This is a genomic window from Streptomyces sp. NPDC054849, assembly GCF_053610945.1.
Genome location: NZ_JBSGZI010000046.1, coordinates 45,917 through 54,778, shown reverse-complemented (window position 1 = coordinate 54,778; position 8,862 = coordinate 45,917). Strand labels below are relative to the sequence as shown.

General features: G+C 69.6%; 7 protein-coding genes. 5 read left to right on the top strand and 2 right to left on the bottom strand.

Annotated features, from left to right (window positions below):
• Positions 1-152 precede the first annotated feature (152 nt).
• The 3 genes from ACWGIF_RS20950 to ACWGIF_RS20940 all read left to right on the top strand — a co-directional run bounded on the left by ACWGIF_RS20950 (position 153) and on the right by ACWGIF_RS20940 (position 3,098).
• A complete protein-coding gene (locus ACWGIF_RS20950; protein WP_453499450.1) occupies positions 153-617 on the top strand; it encodes a hypothetical protein in 465 nt (154 codons plus the stop codon).
• Between the two features lie 1,416 nt (positions 618-2,033).
• Positions 2,034-2,309 carry a hypothetical protein gene (locus ACWGIF_RS20945; protein WP_453499449.1) on the top strand — a complete coding sequence of 92 codons (276 nt, stop codon included), beginning with the start codon at positions 2,034-2,036 and terminating at the stop codon, positions 2,307-2,309.
• A gap of 366 nt (positions 2,310-2,675) precedes the next feature.
• Positions 2,676-3,098, top strand: a complete 423-nt coding sequence (locus tag ACWGIF_RS20940; protein ID WP_453499447.1) for a profilin — start codon at positions 2,676-2,678, stop codon at positions 3,096-3,098.
• Positions 3,099-3,269: 171 nt separating this feature from the next.
• Here ACWGIF_RS20940 and ACWGIF_RS20935 read toward each other — a convergent pair whose 3' ends face one another.
• Entirely contained in the window at positions 3,270-4,610 is a 1,341-nt protein-coding gene (locus ACWGIF_RS20935; protein ID WP_453499445.1) for a hypothetical protein, read from the bottom strand.
• A 475-nt stretch (positions 4,611-5,085) separates the two neighbouring features.
• Here ACWGIF_RS20935 and ACWGIF_RS20930 point away from each other — a divergent pair, with 475 nt between their 5' ends.
• Together ACWGIF_RS20930 and ACWGIF_RS20925 are read left to right on the top strand one after the other, a co-directional pair.
• Complete coding sequence (locus ACWGIF_RS20930; protein ID WP_453499443.1) at positions 5,086-5,319, top strand: hypothetical protein; 234 nt, start codon at positions 5,086-5,088, stop codon at positions 5,317-5,319.
• Positions 5,320-5,481: 162 nt separating this feature from the next.
• Entirely contained in the window at positions 5,482-6,330 is an 849-nt protein-coding gene (locus ACWGIF_RS20925; RefSeq protein WP_453499441.1) for an ATP-dependent DNA ligase, read from the top strand.
• Positions 6,331-6,512: 182 nt separating this feature from the next.
• Here ACWGIF_RS20925 and ACWGIF_RS20920 read toward each other — a convergent pair whose 3' ends face one another.
• Entirely contained in the window at positions 6,513-8,513 is a 2,001-nt protein-coding gene (locus ACWGIF_RS20920) for a tetratricopeptide repeat protein (protein WP_453499439.1), read from the bottom strand.
• Positions 8,514-8,862: the final 349 nt, after the last annotated feature.

Genomic DNA, 8,862 nt, shown 5'->3' with positions numbered 1-8,862 from the left:
GGAACGACGCGACGACATCCACGAGGCCTTCCTCGGCCTCGCCACCTGCCTCATCACCCACCGCCACGTCCAACGCCTTTGTTAGGACCCCTAAGTACCTGACGCTGTCGGCGATCTTGGTAGTCACATTCTTCGGGCCTAGGGTGAGCCGCATGGACATGCGCAGGATCGTCGCAGTGCTGGCCGAGGAAGCCGAACGGCAGATTCGAGAGCAGATGTGGGAACTGGCGCCGAGCGACCGCGTTCTCGCTCTTGAGGCCGAGGCCGGCCTGCGCCGCGTTGTCGGCCCGCCGGACGTCCAGGAGGCATTGCCCCAGATCGACCGGCTCGGACAGCTGCGGGAAGCTCTTGCCGTTCTGGCGGTCTCCCTCGCTCGTACCCACGGCCGCCTGGCCTGGTTCCTCTCCGGTGCTATCGACGCCCTCGAACCGGTCTTGCGCTGGCGTGCCCTGACTGCTGACCGGGGCAGCACTTTCGGCACTGTCCTCCCGAGCCTTGAGGAATACACGGAGGCGGAGGATGCCGTCCGCCGACTCCGCGACACCCTTGCGCAGATCACTGCCGAGTCAGTCAACCCCAGCAACGTTCGACCAGGTCAACAGACGAACGAGGCCTGAGACTCCGCCGGTGGAACCGTGGACCCTAACCTGGCCCTGCTCCTCGGCCTCAACTCCATCCACCCCAGCACTGAAGAGGACTGATCACGCACAGCGGCCCGGAGGGCAGGCCGCGCCTCCGGCGAGGCTGGCCAGCCCCCTCGGTATCGGAGCCGCGGGCTACGGCGTCGGCTCCCACGCTTCGGGGCCTGTCCCCTCCACTCCACGAAGTCGGGGGTCGGTGAGAACCACGTCCTCAGCGCGGCCAGGGCCGCAGGTAAGGAGCGTCTCATCGAAATCCCCCATGACGTGGCCTCCGGCCCGCACCTAGACCTGCGGAGAGGCTGCCCACCCACCGGGGAGCCCCCGCCCCCGTTTGGACCCGGCGGCCAGGGCGCGGAACCGGTGGCGTGCTTGGTCGTTGGAGGGCTGGGACGCACCTCGTCCCGGGCATGTCCTGCCGTTCTCCTCGGCCTGCCCGGGATGGTCCCGGGTCCTGACGTCTGACGCGTTCCGTTCCTTGCTGCTGTCGCCGGGGGAAGGGTGTCGCCGTTCGTGGTGGTGGCAGCGTCGGGTGTCAGGACCAGTTTCCGGGTTGTGCTTCGACCGGTGCGGGTGGCGGTTAGGGTCGTGGCCGGCCTGCGCCGATAGGGCGTGCGTGGGTGAGGCCCGGTGCTCAGAGCGCTCTGGGGCAGCAGTACCACCGGGCCGCCCCACCGTCACCAGCCGCCGATCAGCTCGTGTCCCGACTCCGCCCCGCGAAGCCGGCGGGACGGCGAGCCGGCTCTTACATCCGTGTCACGGTGGTGGGGTCGGCGTGCCACTCGCATCCGCCGCGCTCCGGCGAGATGAACGCCACCGTGTGCCGTCGGCGGCCGCCGGGCGGGTCGGAGGCGTCTTCCCAAGTCGATGTCCCGCAGGATCCCGGCCCGCCGTACGCGTCCTGGACACGCTCCCCCTCGGCTGCGCCCTCGGTCCCAGGGCCTCGCCATGGCCTGACGGGCGGGCGGGCTCGCTATTGCCGCGGTTTTCCGGGGTTTCGTCCTGCGCGCCTGCGGCTGCTGGGAGCATCGGGGTAGGTGAGAGGTCTTGCCCGTGCCGCCACCGCAGGAGCAGACGATGGAACCGACGACACGATCCCGCCCTTCAGCAGACGTGTTCCCCTTGAAGGTCGCCTTCTGCGGCTTTTGCCGGGCCACTGCGGCCACGGGCGGAGCTCGGACTCTCAGCGCCGAGGGGGAGTTCCTGTCGGTGACCTGGCACACCCCTGCCTGCCCGCACCACGCAGCCGATCTCATCCTCGCTGGGCAGTTGACGCCAACTATCTCCGCCGAATCGCGGGAGGCGCGGAGAACTGGCTAGGCACCCTGCCAAGGCCGCGCGGGAAGCACACGGGGAGCGCCTGGGGGGCTCCTGGCGCGGTGACATTCCTTGGGCGTGATCGTTTCTCAGCGCATGAAGCCCATGCCGCGCATCATCACTGTCGCCCTGTTGGCCGCCCTCCCGCTCACCGTCGCCGTTCCCGCCTTCGCCGACGGCCCCCATGGCCTTGGCGACATCACCGCCGACAAGGTGCCCGAAGCAGCCATCGCCGGGGCGGCTGGGCAGGCCAAGCCCAATGTCCCGTTCGGGGTCGCCAAATTCGTCCAGGATCGCGCAGGGGAGGCCTTCGTCAAGGCGCAGGGCAAGAAGGAAGCAGTAGTCAACTCATAAGGCGGCGGCCGTGGGGCTGTGTGAGTCGGGTTGCAGGGACGGCCATGGGCAGCCCTTGACCGGGCTGAGAGCCTGCGGTCCGCCGCCTGAGAGACCCCCCGACGAACCCCAGCGCGGGCTGCCACCACCCGGCGGCGGCCCGCGCTGTCGTGTGTCCGGGACCAGCCCCAGACGCCCGCAAGGGTGCATTTTTCCCTCGCGTACGCGTAGGAGGCTTGTGCGGTGTGCTCCCAGCTCGCTCCAGACTCAGGGCGTTCCCCGGTCCTGGGCACCGTCGTTGGCCTGATCGAGTGGTCGAGGCTGAAGCGGCCCTTTCGGGGACGTCGTGCGGCTTCTGTGACCGACACCATCGAGTAGCCCTGCACCGTGCAGGAAGCACACCATCAACGAAAGGGCGACAGCATGTCCGGATCGTGGAAGGTTTATGTGGACACCAACCTTGTGGGTTCAGGCAAGATCAGCGAGGCCGCCATCGTCGGCCATGACGGCGTCGTATGGGCAGCCAGCCCGGGGCTTCACATCTCGTCCGACGAGGTCGCAGGTTTCGTGAAAGCCTTCGACGACCCGTCCGCCGCCAGGACCCAGGGCCTCCGTCTCGGCGGCCGCAAGTACTTCACCCTTCACGCCACCGACAGCAGTATCTACCTGAAGTCGAACGCGGACGGGGTTGTCGCCGTTAAAACGGGCCAGGCAGTCGTCATGGGCGCATACCAGGCGCCCATCCAGGCAGGAGAAGCGACCCCGGTCGTCGAACAGTTCGGCGAATACCTGAGGGGTTCGGGCTACTAGGACACATTTCGCGTTGCTCTCCGAGCTCGTAGGTGTCCTTCGTGCGGCCCGGTCCGAGGAGCCGCTCCGCTACTTTGCGGCTGCTGTCTGAGCTAGGGCGCCGGAGCCAAGGAGGCCCGTACGGCATCCCGCCGACGGGCCTCCTTCATGCGTCCAGCGCCCTCCGCGGGGTCAGCGGCGGTACATGACGTACAGCTTGCCGGTGTGGGAGGCCGCGGCCGGCTCGTCCATGGAGGTGATGCGCTTCCCGCCGACGTAGCCGGCGTCGAGCCATGGGGCGGCGTCGGTGTAGGTGGCGGCACGCAGGGCGCCGTCCAGTTCCTGGCGGATGGCCCAGATCTTGGACTCGTGGACGGTGAGGGCGAGCCCGCGGGGGGTGCTCCAGTTGGCCTTGGAGACGTCAGTGCGCCAGCTGGTGTCCGAGCCGGAGATCATGAAGTGGACCTTGTTGTCGCCTCCGCAGGCCAGTCGCCACACCTGCCCGGTTCCGTGGGGGACCATCGCGGCGGCGCTCTTGACCCGCCAGTCGACGTTGGACTGGAAGGCACGGCTCCAGCCGCTGCCTCCGTCGGTGTTGTGGTAGAGCAGGCCGTCGGTTCCGACGTGTGTCAGCCAAATCCGGTTGGGGATCGCGGCAATGGAAGGGGCGAAGCCCGACCGGTAGCTGTCCCACTTGCCGATGCTGCTCCAGCCGCCGGACGTGGTGTAGGTGCGCCAGTACAGGCCGCCGTTGGTGCCGGTGACGGCGTAGAACAGCTTGCCTTTGAACGCGCACAGGGCGGGGGCGAAAAGGCTCTGGTCCTGGCCGATCCGCTCGGGCTTGCGCCACACCCCGTTCTCCAGGCGGCTCCACATCACCGCCTTGTCCTCGCGGATGAACGCGACGTGGAGCCTTCCGTCGAAGGAGGCCAGAGCGGGCGGGGTGATGCTCTTCCACGGAAGAGTGACCGGCGCGCTCCAGCTGCTCCCGGTACGCATGGCGTATTCGAGCGTGCCGACGGGGAAGGGCACCGGGTCGCCGGTGTACTTCACCCTCAGTTCGTGGTGGCCGTCGCCGTTGAAGTGCCAGGCGGTCTGGCCGCGGTGGGACAGGACGGCCAGGTCCTGGCGGTCCAGCCCGATGGTGCGGACACAGGACAGGTCGTCGTAGTTGCGGAAGAGGTGCATGAAGGTGACGAAGGACTTCCCGACCTCCCAGGCGATCGTCGCCCACGTGGGCATGCTGAACTTCGTCAGGATGTCAGCGGCCATGAGGTAGTAGTCGATGGACTTGATGGCCTTGTTCAGGGCCTTCTGGAGCTCGCTGAACCATGCGGCGTTGCTCTGGTCGGCTTCCCAGCAGCAGATCGTCGTGCCGACGAATCCGGTGGAGGGCCCGTCGAAGAAGACCTTCCTGGCGGCGTTGAAGGACCGGGTGTCGCCCTTCTTTCGACAACTGAGCCCCCGCCGCGTCCAGCAGGATCTGCTCCAGGTCGGTGGGCGTCTTCCCCTGCCGCAGCCGGTCCGCACCATGCAGCAGCGCCCCCAGCAGCACGTTTGCGTAAACGCCCTGACCCAGCGCCAACACCTGACCCACACGCTCCTGCGCCCGCTGCCCCGACAGCAGCCCCCGCAACCGCTGCAGCCGGTCCTGCTCCGTCGACTCCACCTGCTCAGACATCACGACTCCCTCACCATCAACCCTGTCCGTAACCAATCAGCTACGGACCGTTACAGGCTAGGGTGCTCCGACCGGCCCAATCAGCGCAGAAGCGTTAAATCAGACATGAAAGGGCGAAAAAACACCGTCTTGCGCCGGGCCTCTCCGGCGGGCAGGCACCCGGAATGCCTCTGGACCCCGCGTACAGGCCGTCGGACCACCGGAACAGCCAGTACCGCGCTGAGCATTGGGTCTTGTGGCCGGCCTTCCGGCCTGGGCCGGGCGGTGCGGCGTCGGGCAGGGTTCCGCCGGACGTAACCCGGCTGGCTTCAAGATCGTTGGCTGGGCATGAACAACACCAAGCGGGTACTTGCTGCGTTCGCCCTCGCGGGGGCCGCTCTGTCGTTCACGGGCACCGCAATGGCTGACCAGAGCGACGGTCTCGGGAACATCGGGAGCGTTGCACGGGACGAGTCGTTCAACTTCAACTCGCAGACCTTCGGTGACTCGGTGAACAACGGGATCGGAAACGTGATCAACGCAGTCGACGACCTCCAAGGGACAGGCGACCAGCTCACCTAGAAGCCGTTCCACCTCGGCCAGACCATGCCCGCCCCGGTACGGATGTTGTCACTGTGCCGGGGCGGAGCCGCGCCCGTCCCTCGGGTGAACGGCGCCCCAGGGCCTGCCGGGCCGGCCCGTCCGGCGGACCCTTGGAAGAGGGACCCGCGAGAAGGGCCCGGTGTGACGCTGTACCCGCCGGTTGAGCCGATGCTGGCGCAGGCTGCCGAGGCGCTGCAGGGCCCGGGTGTGCTGGCGGGCGGGGCTGCCTTTGAGCAGAAGTTCGACGGGCACCGCGCGCTCCTCTTCACCTCGGCCTCTCCGGGTGGGCGGGTGGTGGTGCAGACCCGCCGCGGATCGCTGGTGCAGGACCGGTTCCCGGATCTGGTGGCCGCAGCGGAGCGGCAGTTGCCGGGCGGCCTGGTCCTCGATGGCGAACTCCTCGTCTGGGACGCCGAGGCGGGCCGGCTGTCGTTCGAGGGGTTGCAGCGCCGGGCGGCGGCCCGCAGCCGGGGCGCCCCCGGCCTGGCCGTCAGGTGGCCGGCCTACTTCGTGGCGTTCGACGTGTTGCAGCTGGACGGGGTGGAGCTCCTCGCCCGCCCGTACCGGGAGCGCAGGGCGCTCCTGGAGGACCTGTTCACCGACCACGCCCTGACCGCCCCGTGGACGCTGTGTCCGATGACCACCGACCCGGTCACGGCGCGCGAGTGGCTGGAGTCCTGGACGGACGTGTCAGGTGTCGAAGGCGTCGTGGCCAAGGGCATGAACCAGCCCTACCGGCCCTCCGTACGGGGCTGGACCAAGGTCCGCCGCCGCGACACGACCGAAGCCATCATCGGCGCCATCACTGGCACCCTCGCCCGCCCGCAGCTCCTCGTCCTGGGCCGCCACGACCCGGCGGGCCGCCTGCGCGCGGTCGGCCGGACGGGCCTGCTGCGGCCGGAGCAAGCCGACCAGGTGGGGGCATTCAGGCGCGCAGCTTCGTTCACGTCCAACCGTTCTCGTGTACAGAGCCAACACAGTCATAAATGAGCGAGTAGCCCGAGGCCCGCTGGGTCACCGCCGAGGAGTTCACCGGACTGCGCCCCACGTTCGCCGGCAACCGTCCCTTCTTCGACGATGTGCTGCCGACGCGGGGACATCAGGTTCCCGAGGGAGCCTGTTCAGAACTGACTCCCCACCGCGCCGGCCACTCCGCTCCGGCTACTTCGCGCTCAGTGTTCGTGCGTCACCTGAGCCAGCAGCTCACGGATCTCCCGCAGGCTCATCCGCGTACCGGGGTCGGAGTCCCGCTCCTCGATCTGCGCGAAGTGCTGTTCGGCCGTGGCCAGGTCGCCGCGGCGCCGGGCCAGTCGGCCGGCGAGGCGGTGGCCGGCGAGGTGGCCCGGGTACTCGGCGAGGATGTCCGCGACGAGTGGCGCGGCCTCCTCGTCGCGTTCCGCCTCGACGAGCAGCTCGGCCAGCTCGGGACGGGGATCGACGCGCCGTTCGAGCGGTCCGGGCGGTGGGTCGAAGTCGCCGGAGCGCTCCACCGCGCGGCGCAGCCACTGTTCGGCCTCCGCGGTGCGTCCGAGCCGGCGCAGCGCCCTGCCGAGGTGGTACGCCGCCTCGGGGATGTCGTTCTCCCACGCCTTCACGAGCCACCGCTCGGCCTCGGCGTACCGCCCCCAGCGCACCATGCTGCGACCGGCCAGGAACGCGGGCCGCGCCAGACCGCCCTCGGCGGCGCGCACATACCAGCGCTCCGCGAACTGCGGGTCCCCGCCCCGCTCTTCGGAGGTCCAGCCGACGCCCCAGGCTGCCCTCGCGTGACCGAGCTCCGCGGCCTTCAGCGTCCAGATGCCGGCGGCCCGCTCGTTCTTCGCGTGGGTGTGGATCCCGGCGATGCTGTACGCAGCCCCCGCGTCCCCGGCCTCGGCGGCCGGCTCGAAGTACGGCACGAGCAGGGTCTCGTCGGCCTGGCAGTCCTGCAGCATGCGGCCGAGCTCGAGCAGCGCGCGCGGAGTGCCGGTCTTGCGGTACCAGTCGGCGGCGTCGGGCAGCCGGTAGAGGCGGTCGAGTGCATCGGCGTGCGCGAAGCACTCCTCGGGACCGCCGGACTCCGCAGCCGCCCGCAACTCGGGCAGGCGCGCCGAGAGACCGGGGTCGGGCAGCCGGGCGGGGTCGGCGCGAATCGCCGCGATCTCCTCGAGCTGCTCGACGAACATCTTGGGCAGGCCGCCGTACTGATCGTTCTCGTCCTCGGTGTCGCCGGTGAGACGCAGCCATCGCTCGGCCTCGTCCAGCCGCCGCTGCATGATGCCGATCAGACCGAGGTAGAAGCGGGCATAGTCGTGACCATCGGGTGCTGCGGCCGCCGTCTCGAACCAATGCTCGGCCGTGCGCTGGTCACCCCGCTCGAAGGCCCAGACACCCAGGACGTAGGCCGCGCCCGAGTAGCCGAGCTCGTGCGCCCGTACGGCCAGGGCGCGTGCCTCCTCGATCCGGTCGCTGTCGCGGGCCACCAGGATGGCCTGCTCGACCAGGGCCTGGTGCGATCCGACTGCCGCGGCTCGCGCGTAGAGAGCCTCCGCCGCGCGGATCGTGCTCGGGTAGTACGTGAACATGTCCGCGTACTCCGGGTCCCGCAGCGGACTCAGCGCCTCGAACGCGGCCTCGGCGTCCCCGTCAGCCTCCGCCCGCGTGAGCCGCTCCTCCCAGAGCTCAAGGTCGTCGACGATGTTCTCGATCACCTGACGGGCCGAGGCCGCCTTGCGGTCACCCAGTTCGGCCGCCTCGTCCAGCTGCGCCTGTGCTTCGGCGAAGGCACCGTGGCGGGCGGCCTTGAGCACCGCGCCGTTGGTGAGGCTCTGGACGTGGCCGAGTGCGGCTCCCCGCGCGTACCACTCCTCTGCTCCGTCCTGGTCGCCGGACTCCTTCAGGAGTGTGGCGAGCCCGAAGGCGCAGCCGCCGTCACGGTCGGCAGCGCTGCGGTACCAGCGCTCGGCTTCGGCGAACTCCCAGCGGTCCTTGTGGCAGATCGCGAGCGTGCGCGCCGCATCTGCGTCCCCGTGCTCGGCGGCCTTGGCCCACCAGGGCAGGGCCTGGTCCATCCGGCCGCTCTTGCCGAGGAATGTGGCGTAGGCGCGGTACGCGCCGTCCTGTCCGGCCTCGGCAGCGGCCGCCAACTCGGCTTCCTGGTCGCGTATGTGCTCATGCGTTTCCCCGTGTGTCATTCCGTGATCGTGTCAGGCGGCCACGGCCGGTGCGGATACGGGGGTGCCGGGGTGGAAGGACACGTTCCACCTCAACGCGAAGCGCCCCTCGACCTGCTGTGCTGCGCCTGGCCGAGGCAGCCCGACTGCGCCCGCCCCAGCCGCCCGTGGCCATGCGCACCGGCAAGCGGGGCGCCGTGGTGTGGGACTGGCGGGAGGTACGGGAAGCACACGGGTACGGGCCGACGCCAGCCGCCCGCTGACCGGCACGGCGGCCCTGCCTGAGGTCACACGAGGGAGAAGTCGATGAAGTCGATATCTCCGAGGACCACCTGCAGACCGTGCGCGTGCTCGCCGCCACCGCGGAAGT